This is a genomic window from Streptomyces sp. NPDC048473 (genome assembly GCF_043200155.1).
In the GTDB taxonomy this organism is placed as follows: Bacteria; Actinomycetota; Actinomycetes; order Streptomycetales; family Streptomycetaceae; genus Streptomyces.
Window position 1 is genome coordinate 24,636 of the sequence record NZ_JBICXE010000026.1, and the last position, 19,788, is coordinate 44,423.

At 67.0% G+C, this 19,788-nt stretch carries 12 protein-coding genes and 1 pseudogene; 2 read left to right on the plus strand and 11 right to left on the minus strand.

Annotated elements, in window-relative coordinates; genetic code table 11:
• Nucleotides 1–18 precede the first annotated feature (18 nt).
• From ACGFU7_RS32065 to ACGFU7_RS32105, 9 genes and pseudogenes are all read right to left on the minus strand, one after another.
• On the minus strand, nucleotides 19–228 hold the full coding sequence (locus ACGFU7_RS32065; protein WP_393700473.1) for a hypothetical protein: 210 nt from the start codon (nucleotides 226–228) through the stop codon (nucleotides 19–21).
• 191 nt (nucleotides 229–419) lie between these two features.
• Nucleotides 420–764: pseudogene (locus ACGFU7_RS32070) on the minus strand (alpha-ketoacid dehydrogenase subunit beta); the annotation flags it as partial.
• A gap of 15 nt (nucleotides 765–779) precedes the next feature.
• Nucleotides 780–1,850 (minus strand): pyruvate dehydrogenase (acetyl-transferring) E1 component subunit alpha, encoded by a 1,071-nt coding sequence (gene pdhA, locus ACGFU7_RS32075; protein WP_393700474.1) that lies wholly within the window; start codon nucleotides 1,848–1,850, stop codon nucleotides 780–782.
• A complete protein-coding gene (locus ACGFU7_RS32080; RefSeq protein ID WP_393700475.1) occupies nucleotides 1,843–2,184 on the minus strand; it encodes a hypothetical protein in 342 nt (113 codons plus the stop codon). Before ACGFU7_RS32080 ends, pdhA begins: the two co-directional genes overlap by 8 nt.
• 96 nt (nucleotides 2,185–2,280) lie before the next feature.
• Entirely contained in the window at nucleotides 2,281–3,456 is a 1,176-nt protein-coding gene (locus ACGFU7_RS32085; RefSeq protein ID WP_393700476.1) for an FAD-dependent monooxygenase, read from the minus strand.
• Nucleotides 3,453–10,697 (minus strand): amino acid adenylation domain-containing protein, encoded by a 7,245-nt coding sequence (locus ACGFU7_RS32090; RefSeq protein WP_393700477.1) that lies wholly within the window; start codon nucleotides 10,695–10,697, stop codon nucleotides 3,453–3,455. Before ACGFU7_RS32090 ends, ACGFU7_RS32085 begins: the two co-directional genes overlap by 4 nt.
• A gap of 54 nt (nucleotides 10,698–10,751) precedes the next feature.
• Nucleotides 10,752–11,852, minus strand: a complete 1,101-nt coding sequence (locus tag ACGFU7_RS32095) for an SIS domain-containing protein (protein ID WP_393700478.1) — start codon at nucleotides 11,850–11,852, stop codon at nucleotides 10,752–10,754.
• A gap of 70 nt (nucleotides 11,853–11,922) precedes the next feature.
• Nucleotides 11,923–12,669 carry an SDR family NAD(P)-dependent oxidoreductase gene (locus tag ACGFU7_RS32100; RefSeq protein WP_393700480.1) on the minus strand — a complete coding sequence of 249 codons (747 nt, stop codon included), beginning with the start codon at nucleotides 12,667–12,669 and terminating at the stop codon, nucleotides 11,923–11,925.
• A 241-nt stretch (nucleotides 12,670–12,910) separates the two neighbouring features.
• Nucleotides 12,911–13,978, minus strand: a complete 1,068-nt coding sequence (locus ACGFU7_RS32105; RefSeq protein WP_393700482.1) for a methyltransferase — start codon at nucleotides 13,976–13,978, stop codon at nucleotides 12,911–12,913.
• A gap of 641 nt (nucleotides 13,979–14,619) precedes the next feature.
• Here ACGFU7_RS32105 and ACGFU7_RS32110 point away from each other — a divergent pair.
• Both ACGFU7_RS32110 and ACGFU7_RS32115 read left to right on the plus strand, forming a co-directional pair.
• The gene (locus ACGFU7_RS32110) at nucleotides 14,620–15,336 is read left to right on the plus strand and encodes a hypothetical protein (RefSeq protein WP_393700483.1); all 717 of its coding nucleotides are present in this window, start codon (nucleotides 14,620–14,622) and stop codon (nucleotides 15,334–15,336) included.
• Nucleotides 15,337–15,343: 7 nt separating this feature from the next.
• On the plus strand, nucleotides 15,344–17,650 hold the full coding sequence (locus ACGFU7_RS32115; protein ID WP_393700485.1) for an Rv1355c family protein: 2,307 nt from the start codon (nucleotides 15,344–15,346) through the stop codon (nucleotides 17,648–17,650).
• A gap of 182 nt (nucleotides 17,651–17,832) precedes the next feature.
• Here ACGFU7_RS32115 and ACGFU7_RS32120 read toward each other — a convergent pair whose 3' ends face one another.
• Together ACGFU7_RS32120 and ACGFU7_RS32125 are read right to left on the minus strand one after the other, a co-directional pair.
• Nucleotides 17,833–18,558: a dienelactone hydrolase family protein gene (locus ACGFU7_RS32120; protein ID WP_393700487.1), complete on the minus strand. Its 726-nt coding sequence runs from the start codon at nucleotides 18,556–18,558 to the stop codon at nucleotides 17,833–17,835.
• Between the two features lie 544 nt (nucleotides 18,559–19,102).
• A complete protein-coding gene (locus ACGFU7_RS32125) occupies nucleotides 19,103–19,759 on the minus strand; it encodes an ATP-dependent Clp protease proteolytic subunit (protein ID WP_393700488.1) in 657 nt (218 codons plus the stop codon).
• Nucleotides 19,760–19,788 lie beyond the last annotated feature (29 nt).

The window sequence follows — 19,788 nt, forward strand, 5'->3', positions numbered from 1 at the left end:
TGGTCGTCCCCCGGCAGCTCATCGATGTGGTGTTGATCGTCGCGGAGCCGGAAGGCGGTCGACGTTTCCTGCATTTTCCAGGGTGCCCTGAGCCTGGTGGAGTTCCAGATCAAGCTCGGCAATGATCCGCCGGAACGCGGCGCTGGTTGTCTGCTCGTAGGTCAGTGCCTTGGTAACGCTGGCCAGCCGGTCCTTCAGCTGAGCGTTCTCTTCTGCGAGTTTTTGCATCGCGGAGGGAGTGCAGTGTTGCGCCCTCGCTCGTGCCTGAAACTCCTCGACAAGGTCCTTGTGGTCGCCGTAGGCGACATCGCGCCGTAGGCCGGACTCGCTCAGCAGCTCGGAGGCGGTGAGTTTCCCGGAGGCTGAGCGCAGGGGTGTGCCGGCCAGGAGGCGGTCGGCTGCGGCCCGAAGCGCGGTTCGAAGGACGGGACGCGCAGCGTCACGGGCACCGAGAGCTGGCCGCGGGTGCGGTTGCGGTACTTGGCCAGGTGGCTGACGATCTGGTCCAGTGCGGGATAGGTGAACCCGTCGAACTGGATCTCAGGCACCGGACGCAGTCCCCGCATCGCCATGCCCAGGGCCACTCCGACGATCGCCGACTCAGCGAGCGGTGTGTCGAAGCAGCGCTGGGGGCCGAACCGCTTGGCGAGGCCCTCGGTCACCCGAAAAACTCCGCCCTGGCGAGCCACGTCCTGGCCGAAGACGACAACGCGCTCGTCCTCGGCCATGGCCTCGCGCAGCGCCGTGTTGATCGCTTCCACCATGGTCGCGGCCACGACTCACTCCTTCCGGGACAATTCGGCGAGCAGCTGTCCGGACTGCTCCAGCAGGTCCTTCGTCGGCTCGTGCAGTACGTGGGCGAACAACTCGGCGGGCGGCACGTCGGGAGCGTCGAACACGCCGTCCCGCAGCTCGGCACACATCCGGGCCGCCCTGTCCCGTGCACGGTCCTCGACCTCCTCGTGCCACAGGCCCCGGTGGGTGAGGTAGCGCCGGTAGCGGGGCAGGGGGTCGAGCCGCTCCCAGTGGTCGACCTCGTCCTGCGTGCGGTAGCGGGTCGGGTCGTCGGAAGTGGTGTGCGGAGCGAGCCGGTAGGTGACCGCCTCGATGAGGGTCGGTCCGCCGCCCGACCTGGCCCGAGCGGCGGCCTGTTCGGTCACCGCCCGGCAGGCGAGGACGTCGTTTCCGTCGACCCGTACCCCCGGCATGCCGTAACCGACGGCCTTGTGCGCGAGGGAGGGGGCCCGTGTCTGCTCGGAGAGGGGCACGGAGATCGCCCACTGGTTGTTCTGGATGTAGAACACACACGGCGCCGCCTTCACGGCGGCGAAGTTCAACGCCTCGTGCACGTCTCCCTCACTCGTCGCGCCGTCCCCGATGAAAGCGACGGTCAGGGAGTCCTCTCCGAGCCTGGGCGCCGCCATGGCCGCGCCGACGGCGTGCAGGGCGTGCGTACCGATGGGGATGGACATCGCCGCGCAGGCGTGCTCGGGAAAGCCCCAGCCGCCGTGCCAGGTACCGCGCCACACCGCACCGACCGCTGAGGCGGGAATCCCGCGCATCAGGAACAGGCCGAGCTCGCGGTACTGCGGGAAAAGCCAGTCGTCGCGGCGCAGGGCGGCGGCGCAGCCGACCTGGGCCGCTTCCTGTCCCCTGCACGAGGGGTACAGGGCCAGCTGTCCCTGCCGCTGGAGGTTGACGAACTCCGCGTCCACGGCGCGGGTGACGACCATCCATTCGTACAGTTCGGTTAGTTCCTCCGATGACAGCGTGACGTCGAACTGCGGGTGGTCCACCGGCAGGCCCTCAGGGGTGATGAGAGCGACCGGCCGCGGATCGAAGTCAGCCACCGGCCACAGCCTTCTGGCGCGGCCGGACGATGGCGGGAAGGGCACGGACTCCATTGAGTGCCAGCGAGGCGACCGGTTCGATCTCGTCCATGGGGACGGCCAGTACGGCGTCGAAGCGGTCGAAGAACGCCGGGAGCGCGATGTTGCTGCTGTTCATCGAGAAGCTCGGGTCCTCAAAAATCCGTTGGGCGACAGCGTGGTGGCTGACCGCCCAGACGGGCACACCGATCACGTCGACTGGTACGACGGGGCCGGCCTCAAGCAGCCTCTCAGCTTCCGCTTGGGCGTCGGCGGCGAACGGGTCGAGGGCGAACAGCGGACGGGACAGGTCCATGATGTGCTCCTATGAGGAGTGCGGAAACGGGTGCTCCCGCGGGTGGGCGCGTGTGTGCCCACCCGCGAGTCAGCCATCAGCGGTCATGGGGTGTGGTCAGCCCAGTGGGGGCCAAGTGAGGACCGCTTCGTTCTGACCGGTGAGCTTGGACAGCGGTGCGAACCGAAAGTAGAGGTCGCGCGCCAGGGCGGGAAAGAGGTCCTCCAGCTGCTCGGTCTCGCTCAACGCACGGGCCGCGGCGACCAGTCCCTCCGTCCGCGGCCTGCGCTCGTCCTCGTAGCCGCGCAGCGCCGCGACCGGGTCCGCTGTCGCGCGCAGGTGCTGGGCAAGGACGACGGCGTCCTCGATGGCCAGCGCCGCCCCCTGGCCCAGACTCACGAGCATCGGGTGGGCCGCGTCGCCGAGCAGGGTCGTGCGCCCGGTGCCCCACCGCTGGAGAAACGGGCGGTCCTGGGCGGTGATGCGGACGATCGATTCCTCGGGGGTGGTGCGGATCGCCTCCCGCACCTCGTCGGCCCAGCCCGCGAAGAGGCCCGCGAGCCCTTCCTTGCCGCGCCGCAGGTGTCCGGAGGCACCCGGGGGCACGTTCTTCGTCGCCCACCAGTAGGCGCGGCCACGGCCGATGTCGGCGAGGCCGAAACGCTGTCCACGCCCCCAGTAGTGCGCTGCGTAGCCCTTGCTCATCCGCGGGTGCGTGAAGGGCACCGTGGCCAGCCAGCACGCGTAGTTGCCGGGCCGCGGTTCGTCGGCGCCCGCCACCTGCCTGCGAATCGCCGAGTTGAAGCCGTCCGCCCCGATCAGGAAGTCGCCCGAGGCGGTCCTGCCGTCCTCGAAGGTGACCTCGATCCCGTCCTCATCGCTGACGAACCCAGTTGCCGTGGCACCGAATTCGATGACGCTCTCGTCCCCGAGCGCGTCCAGCAGCGTCTGCTGGAGGTCGGCCCGGTGTACGGCGTAGTTCGAGGCCCCCAGCCGGTCCGAGACCTCACTGAACGGAAGGGTCCTGATCGGACGGCCGCGCCGGGTGAGGAACTTGAGCTCGTCGAAGACCTCGCCGCGCTTGTCGAGCCCCGGGGCGATGTCGATGTCGAGGGTGCGCAGCGCCAGGACTGCGTTGCACATCAACGACACCGCCGTGGTGCCCGGTCGCAGCTCGGGAGCCCGCTCGAAGACCTGCACCTCGACGCCTGCGCGGCGCAGTGTCGCGGCGGCTGCGAGGCCGCCGATGCCCGCTCCGATGACAAGAGCCTTGCGCGGGGGGTGCTGCGTCATTTCCCACTCCTCTTCGACGGCCGCCTCCGGCCCGGTTGGCCGGCCGTCATCACCTGAGCCACCTTCTCGGCGACGACGTTCACGTGCGGTTCCTCCAGGAGCACCAGGTGGTCACCGGGGACGTCGACCACCTGGAGCCGTCCCGTGGTCAGGTCGCCCCAGCCGTTGGTGGGGTCCGTGTGCAGGCTCTGCGCGGCCCCGTGCATCGGCTGGAGGATCTCCGGCAGTTCCGAGGTCGCACGGAGCAGCACCACGTCCCCGTCGACCGGTTCGGGCTGGTAGGTGAGGATCGCCTGCCAGTGCGCCCTGAACATCTCGAACAGGCGGCGCACGGTGGTGCGTGAGCTGCCCGCCGGCAGGACGCCCGCCTGTGTGGCGTGTTCGACGATGAAGTCGAACTTCGCCTCCTCCTCCAGGCCGTCCGGCAGCGAGACCACCGGTGCGGTGCCGCCGCGTTCCATCCACAGCAGCTCCCAGAAGAACCATTCCAGCAGCGAGTGGTCGGCGACGTCGGGCCGCTCCCCCTGCTTGACGGCGATCGGGTCGATCAGCACGGTGCCGTGCAGGGCGTCCGGGTCGCTGCGCCGCAGCTGTCGCGCCATCTCGAAGGCGATGAAGCCGCCGAAGGACCACCCTCCGATCACGTAGGGCCCTTCGGGGCACACGCGCCGCACGGCTTCCAGGTAGCCCGCCGCCATCTCGGGGATCGAGCTGAGGGGCTCGGTGCCCGCCACGGTCCCCGACGCCTGGAGCGCGTAGACCGGCTGGTCCTGCGGCAGGTGACGGGCGAGGCGTACGTAGCACAGCACATGGCCGCCCAGCGGGTGGACCAGGAACAGCGGCGGCTTGTCGCCCTCGGTGCGGATCGGCACGACCGGGTCGAACCGGGCCGCGGAGCCGCTGCCCCGCAGGTGCTGTGCCAGACCGGCGACGGTCGGGGCGGCGACGAACGCGGAGAGCGGGACGTTGACGCCGTAGCGTTTCTCGATCGTCATCACCAGCCGCATCGCGGTCAGTGAGGTGCCTCCGACGTCGAAGAAGTTGTCCCGCACGCCCACCGTGGGCAGTTCCAGCAGTTCCGCCAGGATGCCCACCAGTGCCTTCTCGTGCTCGTCGGCGGGCGGGGTGGCGTCCGACGACGGCGCGGCCAGCGACATGCGGCGCAGCAGCGCGTCGTCCCGCTTGCCGCTGGGCGTCAGGGGCAGGCTCGCCAGCCACTCCAGGTGCGCGGGCATCATGTAGTCCGGCAACACCGCGCGCAGTCGGCTACGCACCTCGTCCAGGTCCACGACGTCGGTGTCGCCGACGAGGAACGCCGCGAGGAACGCGTCTCCGCTCTCCCGGCGCCGGGACACCACCGCCACCTCGCGGATACCGGACGCGGCCTGCTCCTCGGCGAGCTTGGCGATCGCGAGTTCCACCTCGGCCAGCTCGACCCGGAAGCCGCGCACCTTCACCTGGGAGTCGACGCGGCCGAGCCAGACGAGGTTGCCGTCGGGCATGACCCTGGCCAGGTCGCCCGTGCGGTACAGACGGGCGCCCGGCTCACCGGACGGGTCCGGTACGAACCGCTGCTCGGTCAGGTCGGGGCGGTTGCGGTAGCCGTGGGCCAGGCATACCCCTCCGACGTAGATCTCGCCCTTTGCGCCCGGCGGCACCGGCCGCATCAGGCCGTCGAGCAGGTGCAGCTCGATGCCGTCCACGGGCACTCCGACGGGCGGCAGGTCGGGGAAGAGGGCCGGGTCACCGGTCATCGTGTGATGGGTCAGCAGGTGGGTCTCGGTGGGTCCGTACTGGTTCTCCAGGACCGTGTCCGGCCGCGCCGCACAGAACTGGCGGATCTCGTCGGTGATCCTCAGCTGCTCTCCGGAGGAGATGACCACCCGCAGGGCAGCGGGGCGGATGCCCAGCGCCTGGGACGTCTCTGCGAGCTGCTGGAGCGCGACGTAGGGCATGAAGACCCGCTCCACCTCCTCGCGGTCCAGAAGCCGCAGCAGGGCCGGCATGTCCTTCCGCTCGTCCTCGGCGAGCAGCTGCAGGGTGCCGCCGCCGCACAGCGTGGAGTAGATCTCCTGGAACGCCACGTCGAAGCTGAGCGGTGCGAACTGCAGGGTCTTGCCTCCGGCCGCTCCGCTGGCCGAGGGGATCTGCCACTCCTGGTAGTTGGCGAGCACGCGGTGCGGGAGTTCGACTCCCTTGGGTTCGCCGCTGGATCCGGAGGTGAAGAGCAGGTAGGCGACGGTCTCGCCGGTGATGTCCGGCAGTTCCGGCTCGCCCCCGGGCGCCGGCTCTGCGGCGAGCAGGTCGGCGACGTACAACAGCCGGGAGGACTCCTCAAAGAGGTGCGCGTGCGCCTCGTGCGTGAGGATCCGTACCGGATCGGCCTGCGCGACCATCGCCGCGAGCCTGGCCGGCGGATAGCTCACGTCGAGCGGGACACAGGTGGCGCCTGCCTTCCCGACGCCCAGGACAGTGGCCAGTGTCTCGGGAGAGCGGTCCATGGCGATGCCGACGGTCGATCCGGGCCGTGCTCCGGCGCCGATCAGGCCTTGGGCGATTCGATTCGCCGCCTCGTCGAGCTGGGCGTATGTCCACTGCCGTGTTCCACAGGAGACTGCGATCGCGTCCGGGATGGCTGCGACGTGCTCGTCGATGCGCCGCACGACGTTCTTGGGAGGCTCCCCGGGGGTGCGGGGCTCAGCGCCGGTCCGCAGTACCGCCTCGGTCGGCGAAACGCACAGGAAGGCGAAATCGGCCGGCTCCTCGGGGTGTTCGGTCATCTGCCGGAGGATGGCCAGGTACGTCTGACCGATGCTCTCCACCTGCGACGCGGAGAAGGTGCGCCCGTCACAGTCCATGCGCAGCCAGAGGCGTTCGTCCACCGGGTCGGTGACCGCGTTGACCAGGATCTTGAAGTTCGTCTCCTCCCACGTCCTGAAGTCGGTCAGCTCCATGTCGGTGCCCTCGAAGAGCGAGCTGAGGACGTGCGGGTTGACGTAGTTGAAGGCCGTCTCGAAGATGACGTCGCCACCGCGGTCCTCCTGGATCGCGCTGAGCGGGTAGTGACGGTGGGGGTGGCTGTCCTGCTCCTGCTGGTAAACCTCACGCGCCGAGTCGATCCAGCTGCGCGGCTGGGTGTCGAGGCGCAGCGGCAGCGTCTCAAGGAAGAGCCCGGTGATCCTCTCGGCGTCGGCCTCCTCCGGCCGCCCGCCGGTGACGAGACCGGTGGTGATGTCCCGTGTGTCGGAGAACAGCCGCAGGGTCAGGCAGTGGGCAGCAAGCAGCAGGGACTTGACGGGCAGGCCGTGGGTGCGCGCCAGGTGGCGCAGCTCTGTGCCGAGGCCGTCCGGCAGTTCCACCTGGTGGTGGATGACGCCTTCGCTGCCTGCGGGCTCGTGGGGCCTCAGTCCGTCGATCTGGGCCAGTTCGACGCCGGTGAGCAGCCGTTGCCAGTACCGCTTGGTCTCGTCGGAGGCGAGGGCCCGCCGTTCCTCGCGTACGTAGAGGGCGGGAGACGGCAGTTGTCCGGACGGGACGGCTTCGACAGGACGGCCGGCGTGGTGGAGGTAGTCCTGCAGCAGTTCGCGAACGAGGGTGGCGACGCTCCAGCCGTCCAGTATCGCGTGGTGGAAGCTGAACACCAGCTCCACGGTGTCGTTGTTCAGGACGTGCGCGCGGAAGAGGTAGAGCGGCGGCCTGTCCAGCCGGTATGCGTGATACCTCCGCTCCTCGATGTGCCGGGCGATCTCGGCCTGCGCCTCCTGGTCACCGAGGTTCCGCAGATCTGCGATCTCCAGCCCACCGACGGCCTCCCGGTGAACGAGTTGCAGGGGCTCGGAGTATCCGCCGAGGTCGAACGCGGAGCGCATCACAGGGTGGCGTCGAACCAGGTCGTCGAAGGCACTGCGTAGCGCCTTCTCGTTCCAGGCCGTCTTGAGGGAGTAGCGGAAGACGTCGTGGTACACGGCCGTCCTCTCGTGCTCCCGGCTGTGGTAGAGCAGGCCGAGGTGCAGCCGGGTCGCCGGGTAGGCGTCCGCCAAGTCCGCCAGTCGGGCGCGGTCGACTCCGGACACCAGCGCGAACGGCTCCAGCGGTGCGTCCCGCACGTCCGGTGACGAAGTGGTCGCGCGGGCGGCGAGCGCCGCCACGGTGGGGTTGCGGACCATGTCGGCCAGTGTGAAGTGGATGCCCGCGCGGCGTGCCTCGGCCTGGATGCGAAGCATCAGGATCGAGTCGCCGCCCAGGGAGTAGTAGTCCTGGTCGACGCCGATCTCCTCGGTTCCCAGCACCACCGCCCAAGCCGCCGCAATCTTCGCCTCGATCTCGTTGGCGGGTGCTGCGGCTCCGGCATCCGCTTCGACGGCGGGGGCGGGCAGCCTGCTGCGGTCGGCCTTCCCGTTCGCCGTGAGGGGTATCGAGTCAATCCGCACGAAGAATGCGGGAACCATGAACTCCGGCAAAGCGTCCAGCAGTTGGGGCCGCAGATCAGTGAGCTGCACTCCCTCGTCCGCCACGTAGTAGCCCACCAGATGGGCACCTCGGGAGGGTGTGGTCCGGTCCACCACGATTGCGTCCCTGACGCCGGCCAAGGCCGTCAGGTGGTTGCGGACCTCGCCGAGTTCCACCCGGTTTCCGCGGATCTTGACCTGGTCGTCGAGCCTGCCCAGGTACTCGAGGGTGCCGTCCGCGAGCCACCGCGCGCGGTCCCCGGTACGGTACATCCGCTCGCCCGGAGTGAACGGGTCGTCGACGAACGCTGCGGCGTCCAGATCGGGCCGGCCCAGGTAGCCGCGTGCCACGCCGACGCCTGAGATGAACAACTCACCGGGAACTCCGGTGGGCTGGAGGTCGCCGTGAGCACCGACCACGTAGAGCCGGATGTTGTCGATGGGCCGTCCGATCGGTACGCGCCGCGGTTCGTCGGCCGGATCCGCCGGACAGTCGTAGTACGTGACGTCGACCGTCCCCTCGGTCGGACCATAGAGATTGACGAGCTGTGGCGCCGAGGTGCCGGCAGCCGCGAAGACCTGGTTGAACCGGTGCACGTGTGCGGGCGTCAGCGCCTCACCGCTGCAGAAGACCAGGCGCAGGGAGGTGATCCCGTCCAGCAGCGCCGGGGCCTCTTCGAGCAGATCGAGAAAGGGACCGAGCATCGAGGGCACGAAGTGGGCCACGCTCACCCGGTGCGCCTGCATCGTCGTGAGGATGGCGCGGGGATCGCGTTCGCCCCGGGGCGGGAGGAGTGCGAGTCCGGAACCGGTGATCGACCACCAGAACAGCTCCCACACCGAAACGTCGAAGGTCGCCGGTGTCTTCTGCAGCAGAACGTCGCCGGATCCGACCGGATAGCCGCGCTGCATCCACTCCAGCCGGTTCACCACGGACCGATGCTCGACCTGCACGCCCTTGGGCTGCCCCGTGGACCCCGAGGTGTAGATGACGTACGCGAGATCGTGCGGGCCGCCGGCAGGCACGAGCGGCGCGGGCCCAGCGCTCGGGGCGGCTTCCAGGCGGCGCACGGGTACGGTGTCGCCCACCACTCGCTCGGACACGGTGGTGCCCAGCAGTACAGACTTGGCCCCACTGTCGGTCAGCAGGAACCTGACCCGTTCCGCGGGATGGCTCGGGTCGACCGGTACATACGCGGCGCCCGCCTTGAGCGCCCCCAGCACCGCAACGACCAGTTGCGGGCCGCGCTCGACCGCCACGGCCACCCGGTCACCAGTGGCCACGCCATCGCCCTGCAACTGGTGTGCGACGTGGTTCGCCCAGGCGTCCAGCTGAGCGAAGGTGAGCGAATCGGCGGGATCCTCCGCCATGACGGCCACCGCGTTCGGCGTCCTGGCCGCCTGCTTCTCGAAGAGAGCATGGACCGTGGAGTCCCGCGTGTAGTCGGTCACCGGACCGCTGCCCACTGCGACCAGGGCGGCGCGCTCTGCGGCGCCGACCATGGATATCTCCGACAGGGGACGGTCCGGCCGGTCGAGCGCGCCCTTGAGGATCGCCTCCAGGTGGGCGGCCACCGACTCGATGGGAAAATCCGCGTCGAAGACGTCGACGGCGTAGTCCATGTCGACCAGGACGTCACTGACATCGTCCAGCTCGTTCACGACGACCGCCAGCACGTCATCGTCATGGGCCCGAGCCTGCACGACGGTTTCATACGTCATGCCCTGTACACCGGCCGGGCTCGGCCAGCGCAGGTAAGCGATGGTGGTGTCGAACAGCCGCTTGCGGCCGCTGTCCTGGAGCGGAACCGCGCGCAACAGGTCGCCCAAGGAGAATCGCTCGTGGGGTTTGAGCGCCCGGGTGGCGGACTGCACATCTGCGACCAGTTCGCCCATCGAGAGGTCCTTGCGCGGGTTCACCCGCAGGGGCAGCGTGTTGGCGAAATGCCCGACGGTCCGCTTCTGCCCGTCAGTGGGCCGGTTCAGCAGCGGTACGCCCAGAACGACCTCGTCGCTGCCGTGGATCCGGGAGAGATAGACGGAGAAGGCGCTCGCGACGAACGCGAAGACCGAATGCCCGCGTTCACGTATGCGGTCGATGAGAGAGCGCTCGATCAGGAAGCTGTGGCGGGCGCTCCCGCGGGACCCGGCCGGTGCGGTGCGGCGGAAGCAGGCCGGTGCGACGCCCTTCAACTGCTCCTGGAAGAACTCGCGGTCCTCCTCGTGGCCGGCCGAGTCCCGGTAGCGGCGCTCGTCCTCGGCGAAGTCCAGGTAGGACGGCACGGGCCGGTCGTCGAACCTCCCGGTCCGCCGCACCTGGTCGTACTCAGCGCGTACCTGGGACATGAACAGGTTCAGGCCCCAGGCGTCCGCAACGATGTGATGCACCTTGACGTAGGCATGGACGGTGCCCTCGCCCTCTTTGAGCACTGCGATCGTGAACAACCGACGACGTTCAACCTCGAACGCGACGTCGAACGCATCCTTGATCCACGCCTCACAGGCCGCACGCGGCGCGTCAGTTCCGGACAGGTCGATCGTCGGAATGTCGAACGTCTCGCGCTCGACCCACTGGCTCGGAGTCCCGTCCAGTTCGGGGTCGATCCGGAGCTGGAACGCATCATTGCGGTCGACCGCACGGCGTAAGCACTCCTTGAGCAGATCGACGTCAACCTCGCCGGTGAACCGGTCAGCGATGAAACAGTTGAACTGCGGGAGGTCGGGGAAGAGAGAATTCGCCGCCCAGATGTCCTGCTGATAGGCCGTGAGAGTGCTACGCCCCCGGAAATTCACGATCGCTCCATTTTCCTCGGCTGTCGCTTTCGATCCCTGGGCTGTGCAAATGCGTCAGCCGGCGTTCTCCGCGTCAATCGTGGTGCCGTGGTACCAGGGGTTTCCCGCTGCCTCTGAAATGAGATTCCGTGACGCCGTCTCCCGCGCCGTTCCGAGGTCCAGGGTCAGATACTGGACGAATTCCAGAGCGGTGAAGTACTGGCGCATGAAGGTCGGTTGGTCGAGCTCGACCTCGGTCACCGTGACGTTCGCGTTCTGCGGGATCGGCGCGGTCAGCAACGACACCAGGTTCTTGCGCTTGGCGCGGGTGTAGTCGTCCTCCTCCGGGTCGGAGAAGATGAGGACGCTGTGACGACGCACGGGATCCGAGAGCGTGGCCACCTCGCTGTGGCAGAACTCGTGGAAGTAGTTCCGCGTCGCGGGCACCATGGCGATTTCGTTGAAGTGCATTTTGGCGAGCTTCAACAGGCTCTCGTGCCACTTGGGCGAGCCGAGCATGATGATGTTGGAGTTCTCGCTCCGGACAGCGGCATCGGCCGCCAACTCACGCAGAGAAGGCGTGAAGTCGGTCTCCAAGGTCTGGGCCAGGGCGCGGACTTCCGGACCGTGGTCCTTGTCCAGGAGCCCGAGCTTCAGGAACATGTCGACCAGAATCGAGAAGTACTGGCCGACGTGGAACAGCGGGTACTCACGGTCCGGCTTGCTCAGGGTCCAGCGCGCGATGGACACACCGTGCTCCTCCCCCAGCTCGCCGAGTCGGCCGCCCGAGGTGAGCAGCAGAACCCGGTCGTGCATCGGGCTCAGCGCGTGGAAGGCCCGGACCGGCTCGTTGGAGTGGCCGCTGTACGAACTCAGGATGATGAGCGTCCGGTCGTCCTCGATCACTGAGCGCGGGATCAGGTACTCGAAGTCGTAGTCGTTGAAGACATGTACTTCGAGGTCGCTCCTGATCGAGTTGAAGAAGACCTTGATCACGTCCGACACGATGGCCGAGCAGCCCATGCCACTGAAGACGATGCGGGTGAAATGACCGCTCCATATCTTCTTCGTGAGATCTTCCGAGATCCCGGAGATGTCGTACTCGTCCGACTTCGTGAAACCGGAGCGGTACTCCTGCTCCAGGAATTCCTGATAGCGTTCAAGGCGCGATCGCATGAGCTTCTCCTTCTCTATGGTTTCTCATGTCAGCGATTGATTCACGATCTTCAGTCGGCGGCCGAGGCCTCTACCACATGAACTGGCCACCGTCCACGATGAGCTTCTGTCCCGTTACATAGGTGGCTCCTGTGCTCACGAGAAATTCCAGAGCGTCCGCCATCTCATCGGTGGAGCCGATCCTCCGCTGCGGAATTTCATCCAGGAGCGAGTTCATGTGCTCCGGCTCGGCGAGGCGGAATCGAGTCCGCATCTCCTCCGTATCGATCATTCCCGGAATGAGGCAATTTACCCGGATACTGGGGGCCAGCTCCATGGCCAGGCACTTGGTCAGGTGGAGCAGCCCCGCTTTGCTCGAACAGTAGTTGGCACCGTTCAGCCGGGGGCGGATCGCCGTGGTCGCACCGATGTTGACAATGGAACCGCCGCCGGCCTCCAACATGTGCGGAGCAAATGCCCGGGTCATGTAGAAGGGCCCCGAAAGATTTGTGTCCAGCACCTGGCGCCAGTCCGTGTCAGAGATCTCAAGCACCGGCCGGTCTATGTTCAGTCCAGCATTGTTGACCAGCACTTGGGGAGTTCCGTGACCGGTACGTACCAGGTCGGCCAGCCGCGCCACGTCATCGGGATCCGACACATCGGACTGGATGACCGAGAGACCCTTCTTCATCTCCTGCGCAGCCCGGTTCGCCGAATCCTCGTCACTGCGAAAAGTTGCGACTACTCGATATCCCATCCGAGTGAGCCTGCGGCTGAATTCGAGCCCGATTCCCTTGGTTCCACCGGTAACTATAGCCAGTTTGTCAGGAGATTTCATTCAAGCTCCGCATAGTGGGTTGTTCACTCTTTCCCCTGCCGTGGCGACATCACAGCGGCCGGGGAGGCGTACCCCGCCGAACCGACCGCCGACCGCCAGGGCGCTGCCGCGGCTCGCGCCGGTGGGACCGTCGCAGGACGAATGGATGGCGCCGGACAGAGACCGTGCGGCGAATCCGCCGCACGGCCTGACGCACGCCCCCACCGAACAACGCGACAACTGCCCTCAGCTGTGGGACGACTCAGCCGGCGTCGGGCTTACGGGCGCGCAGGATGACGTCGAACCGCCCGGGATACTGCCGGTCCATCGGCTCGAACCCCGCTTCGGTGTACCACTGCTCGAATTCCTGCGGCGTGTAGATGCGACCCTCGGGCGACGCAATCGTGTGCACGTACGCCGACATGAACGCGGCGTGGGCGGGACCGGTCTCGTCGTCGTCCTGGGCGCAAGCGACGATCACCAGGTGTCCGCCCGGCTTCAGCGCCCGGTAGGTCTTCGCGAAAAGGTCGCGAACCTGCTCCGGCGACCAAATCTCAAGGAATCGAGAGAATACGACGCAGTCGTGGGCAGTGGGGAACTCTTCCTGCCAGATGTCGGCTCCGACTGCGTGAACACGGTCGACAAGACCCGCCTCGGCGATCTGCTCTTCCGCCATCTTCGCCACGTTGGGGAGTTCGAGGATGGTCGCCTGGAGGTGCGGCCACCGCTGGGCGAAGGCGATGGCATTTGTTCCAGTGCCGCCGCCGACGTCCAGTACATGCTGGTAGGAGGAGAAGTCCACGGAGTTGACGAAGTCCTCGACCACCGAGCGGCTCTGATGTTCCATCATGGCGGTGAATACCTTTTCGAGGTTCTTGTCCTCGCCAAGCAGCTCGTAGAGCGTGGTCGCCGACGAGCCGGCAAGCAGCTCACGGTCCAGCCCCAAGTTGTCGTTCTCCACCAGCGATTCGTAGAGCCAACCCATCGGGCGATACAACATCTCGTGGGTGTAACGGATAATGACCGGCATGAATTCGTCCGGATCGCCCGCGAGGATATCGGTCGCGGCAGTGTTGTGATACCCACCGTCTTCCTTGCGCACGAGCTCGAATGTGCTACACCCCAGCAGCAGCACGTGACCCGCGCGCTCCTCCAACTCCAGTGCCTGGGTTATCTCTTCGAGAGTACTGCCGGGCCGCTCCTTGAGCAGAGCAAACAACTTCAGGCGCAGTGCGGCGTGCAGGAATGGGAACCGAAAGCTGGTATAAACCAGCTTCCACAGCTCGTCCAGGGCGGTCGCTGACGGTTTGGTCATGACGATCTCCTTCACGGTGCTACGAGCCTCGGGCGTGCACCCTCGGCCGTGTCGTGGCGTGGCGAAATCCAACAACGTCCGGTTTAACCGATTGGCGGCATTGAGACAGACAGTGGAAGCGAGATCCCCGCAGCGTGCCGCACCCTGTCCCGGGGACGCGGCACCAAGTGGGCGGGGCTAGATCGCCGCCTTCACCTGCATCATCGAAAATTTCCTCCCCGTTGACGCGTCCTGTCCGAATGACGAATCGTCCATGTCGCGATGCACCACGAGGCAACACCAAACCCGAAAACCGCACAAGACCATTCACGCCCCACCCCCCTCGTTGATGGCGTGAATCGATCGCTTCCACCTCTGCACCCCTCCATTTTTGGCCGAAGGAGCCCCAATCCTGGCCCCGGCCCGAGCAATCAAGGGGCTGAAAATCACCCATTGAATAGAGCGGCAGGTAGCTGGATCATCTTTCCAAAACGGACAGGGGCGCCGGAACCGCGACGCTTAGAGTCGAGGACCCGTTCCGGAATATGTCTGCGAGACGCGCAAGCGTCGAAGATGACCAAAAAGTATTTGGCCGACCATGGGGCGTCCTGTACTTTTGGATGCCGTCCGCAGCCACATCCATGATCCGGAGTCGACCCAACCCACAAGGATTCTTGATGTACCTCCGGCTACTCGACGCACAGTTCAATGATCCCGCCTACGACGCCTATCTCGAAGCCCAGCAGCGCGCTTACTCCGCGACCGGCTACGAGACGGTGACGAAGTACGGAAGCACGGACCCGCGCACTACTCGCGACCCGTTGAGTTACCTTGCTGTTTTCGACGAGACGGCAGGCGACGAGGGCGAGAGGCTCGTCGGCGGTATCCGCATCCACCGGAAAATAGCGGGCCAGCTGCCGTCCGAGATCCACCTCGCGAGCCAAGATTTCAACGATGCCTTGGCGGACGAAGTCGCCGCCGGCGAGTCGGTGGCAGAGATCTGCGGCACCTGGGCGGAAAACGACTGGAGGGGCCGCAACCTCTCGTCCCTGCTGTGCTTCGCCTCCGCCGTGGCGGCTCAGCGACTGGGGGCAACCGTGATCTGTGGCAGCGGCCCCACTAAACGAATCAAGGGATACGAACGGGGCGGTCTCCGTTTCCGGCATGACCGCCCCCTGCACGACCGCCCCTTTCCGGGCATCACGGCGTACTACTTCATCAACCGGGCCGAGGCCATCCGCCATCGCGAGGAGCGATTGACCAATGCGGCGGTGCTGCTGGACCGCGCCCTGGACGAAGCGCCCCTTATCCCCACTGACGTGGCCCGCGCCGTCGCCGAGAATCTCGGCCTCAGGTACTTCACCTCCTCGGCATCCGTAGACAACGCACGTTAGGAGATCAATGAACTTGGAAGCGCATCTCGGCACCCTCACCCAGACCGCCGGCAACATGGCTCCATGGCGACCGAGGCTGTACGCACCGGTTGAGCCCGAGCAACGTTCTGCCCTGACAGAGCTCCTCGAAAGCGGTGTCGTCGACTCCGTCCACGACACGTGCGCCGACCAGCTGGCAGAGCTCCTCTCCGCTCGGCGCCCCGACTGGCGTCCGGACGCCGACGAGTTGGCCTCTGCGGTCACTGACCACCTCGGCGGCAGGCCCCCGGCGGAGTACGGCACATGGGCGTGGTACGCCTGGTCGCGGCAGCTCGTCCACGTCCTACCGCCGGCCGAGCACCGCGAGCTCCGTCAGTCCCGTAACCGCTACAAGATCACCGCGGAGGAGCAGAACCTCCTGTCGCGGAAGACCGTGGCCGTGGTCGGCCTCTCCGTGGGCGCCGCAAGTGCGGTCACCCTCGCTCAGGAGGGTGTGGGCGACCGTTTCCGGCTCGCCGACTTCGACCTCCTCTCCCTCTCCAACCTCAACCGGCTCCGCGCCTCGGTCGCCGATGTCGGCCTGCCCAAAGTCGTCATCGCCGCACGGCAGATGTACGAGATCGACCCCTACCTCGACATCACTGTCTGGCCGGAGGGACTGACCGAGGAGAACACCGACGCCTTCCTCGCGGGCGGTGGCCGCACCGACCTCCTCGTCGAGGAGTGCGACGACATGTATCTCAAGGTCCACGTCCGTGAACGCGCCCGCGCGCTCGGCATCCCCGTCCTGATGGAGACCAACGAGCGCGGCATGCTGGATGTGGAGCGGTTCGACCTCGAACCGGAACGTCCCCTCCTGCACGGCCTTCTGCAGGGAGTGGCGGCCGCCGGAGTCAAGGCGATGTCGACCCGCGAAAAACTCCCGCACCTCCTCCGCATCCTCGGTCAGGACGAGCCCTCCGAGCGTCTGGTCTCCTCCCTCGTCGAGACAGGCAAGACCATCTCCTCATGGCCACAGCTCGCCTCGGGAGTCAGCCTGGGCGCCGCGCTGGTGACAGATACCGCTCGCCGCCTCCTGCTCGGTCAATTCACTGCCTCGGGACGGTACTTCGTTGATCCCGGCACGCTGATCCGCGAGGGCGCGGAAACCCCCTTGGCACCAGCGGAGCCCACGTCCGAGCCCACTGCGGAGGTGGCCTCCCCTCCCCTCCTCCTGCCGCCGCCCAGCAACGCCGGCGCCACCCTGGGTGAAGAAGGCATCCGCCGCCTGGTCGCCCACGGCATCCTGGCGCCGTCCGGCGGCAACAGCCAGCCCTGGCAGTTCATAGCCCATGACGAGGCGTTGGACTGCCGCATCGACGCCGCACAGCCGCAGACCTTGCTCGACTTCGAAGGCTGCGCCACCCATCTGGCCATCGGCGCGGCGGTGGAGAACATTCACCTCGCGGCCGGGGCCTCGGGCTGGGCATGCCATGTGCAGTACTTCCCCACCCCGGCCGACCCCGGCCTGGTCTGCCGACTCACCTTCTCCAGCGCGGCTGACGTCCCGCGCCCCGCACTGTTCGACTGGATCGAGCACCGCACCACCAACCGCAGTCCCGGCCCGGTTCGCCCACTCGTCGAGTCGCACGCCGCAGCGCTGACGGACTGCGCCGCCGAGAGCGGCGCCCGACTCCACCTCGTCACCGAACGCGATCAGTTGGACGAGATGGGCCGGGTCCTGGGGGCGGGCGACCGGCTGCGGATGCTTTACCCGCAACTGCATCGGGAAATGATGAACGAGTTGCGCTGGGACCCCGAAGAGACGCTGCGCACGCGGGACGGCATCGACGTCGCCACGCTGGGGTTCGACGACATCGACCTCGCGGGCATCCGTCTGGCACGACAATGGGCCGGTCTGGCTTTCGTTCGCCGGATCGGCGGCGGCAAAGCCTTCGAGGAGAGCGCCGGAAAGGCCCTTGCCGCCTCTTCGGCCGTCGGCTGCCTCACCATCCCGGGCAAGGGCACTCACGCCTTCGTCAACGGCGGCCGCGCCCTGCAACGGCTCTGGCTCACCGCCACCTCCCTCGGCTTGGGATTGCAGCCCCACACCTCCCTGCTCTACCTGTTCGCCCGCGTGGAAGGTGGCAGCGAGACGGGACTCGATGCCACCGAGACCGACGTTCTACGCACTCTGCGCACCAGGTTCACCGCCGTCATCCCCAGCAAGCCGGACGAGGCCGAACTCATGCTCTTTCGGCTCTCCTACGCGTCGCCGCCAACGACCCGCTCGCTGCGCCGCACCGTCGACTCGGTGCTTCAATTCGGAGGGCCGCCTTCACGGAGCAGGGCGTGACGTGGCTCCGGCACGGCCGCGGAACGCTGTTGGTGGTCTTCAGGCGGCCATGTTTCGACAGCGCGTGATGCCGAGAGCGTCCGCAACAACGGATGCGTCATAAGGAGGTTCGCCCTTGTTGACCCGGCCGCGGGACAAGACGCCTGCTGGTTCGCAGCCCCCAACCGGCACTCCTGGAAGCATCACTCCGTTACGGGCAGACACTCGTCGAGCAGACCGACGACGTCACTCCAGGCACGTCGCGCGTGTCGAGGGTGGTGGCCCACTCCGGGGCGCACGCGCTGGTCCACCGGAGGGTGGTGGAAGGCGTGCAAGGCACCGCCGTAGACCACGAGACGCCAGTCGACTCCCGCGGCCAGTATTTCGGCGGCGAAAGCGTCCCGTTGCGCGGGCGGCATGATCGGGTCTTCCGATCCGACCCCTGCCCACACAGGACAGCGGATGCGCGCCGCCTCACCCGGTCGGCCCGTGGTCAGGGCGTTGACTGTCCCGATCGCACGCAGGTCGACACCGTCCCGCCCGAGTTCCAGCCCGATGGCGCCCCCGGTGCCGTAGCCGATGACGGCGATCCGGTCGGGATCGGTCCGCGGTTCGGCACGCAACACGTCGAGCGCCGCGTGACCGATCCCCCGCATCCGGTCGGGATCTGCGAGCAGGGGAGTTGTTCGGGCCATCATCTCTTCGGGGTCGGTGAACCACCGCCCGCCATGGATGTCGAAGGCGAACGCCACGTACCCCATCTCGGCCAGGGCGTCGGCCCTGCTGCGCTGGAAGTCGTTCAGTCCAGTCCCCTCGGGCCCGACCAGAACTGCGGGCCGCCGGTCGGCGCCGGCCGGGAGCGCCAGGTGCCCGACCATCGTCAGACCGTCGGCCGGGTAGGCGACCGAGCGTGTGGTAACCGTGATCATGGGAACGAACTGTAGCGACCTCCGGGCCAGGACGATCGAACCGACAGGGCCGACCGGACAACGCTGGAACGTCTCTGAAGTGCGCTGATTGGTCGGCAGGTCGCCGATCTCGGTCCCGGCACGTCACCAGCATGGAGTACAGGCCGCTGTTGACCTCGGCAACGGTCGACGTCACGACTCGCCGCGCCGTCCGCCGACAACCTCAATGACTGCAGGACATGAGAGGGGCTCGTTCAGCACAATGGCCGTCGTCGGCAAGATCGTGACGATCGCCGACGACGGCCATCCAGACAACCGGGCCCGGCATGTGCCGCAGCCTCCGTGTACAAGGGAAGCAAGGAGGAGGGAAAGAACGCGCACAGCGGAGGAAGGCCCATGACCAACCCCGTCAACAGATCAGCGCCGCACAGAGCACCTCTCCGGCGGCAGGAAGCCCTGGAGAATTTTCCGCGGAGAATCACCTGTGGAAGGTGATCACCTCGACGTCAGTACTCTCCTGGGCCTGCCTTCGCAGTCGAACCTCAGGCCGCTGCATCCTGCTGCGTCAATGCACACCCGCGATGGTGCGAGGAGCAACCACCTGGTCGACAAGTCCGAACTTCAGTGCCTGATCGGCGGTAAGGACTTGGGCTCGGTCGACGTCCTTGTTGATCTGTGCGACGTCCCGGCCGGTGTGCTTGGCGAGAAGCCCTTCGATCAACTCCCGCTGACGCTGGACCTCACGGCCCTGGATCTCCAGGTCGGACACTTGGCCCTGGGTGCCGTCGCTGTGCGGCTGCTGGAGGAGGATCCGAGCGCTCGGCAGAGCCAGACGCTTCCCGGGGGTGCCCGCCGCCAGGATCACGGCGGCCACCGAACTGGCCTGTCCGAGACAGACCGTCTGGATATCGGGCCGCACAAATTGCATGGTGTCGTAGACAGCGGTGAGCGGAGTGAGGTCACCGCCGGGCGAATTGATGTAGAGAGAAATGTCCCGGTCAGGGTCCTGCGACTCGAGGCACAAGAGCTGGGCCATGATGTCGTTCGCCACGACGTCATCGACCGGGGTGCCGAGGAAGATGACGCGCTCCTCGAAGAGTTTCGCGTAGGGATCGTACTCCCTGGTGCCCTGCGACGTACGTTCCACGAAACGCGGTACGACATAACGGCTTTCCGGACGCAAGTGACCGGACCCGAACGGGGGCGAGGCTGATGTGGGCATAGAAGTGCTCACTGGGCGTGGTCCTCCCG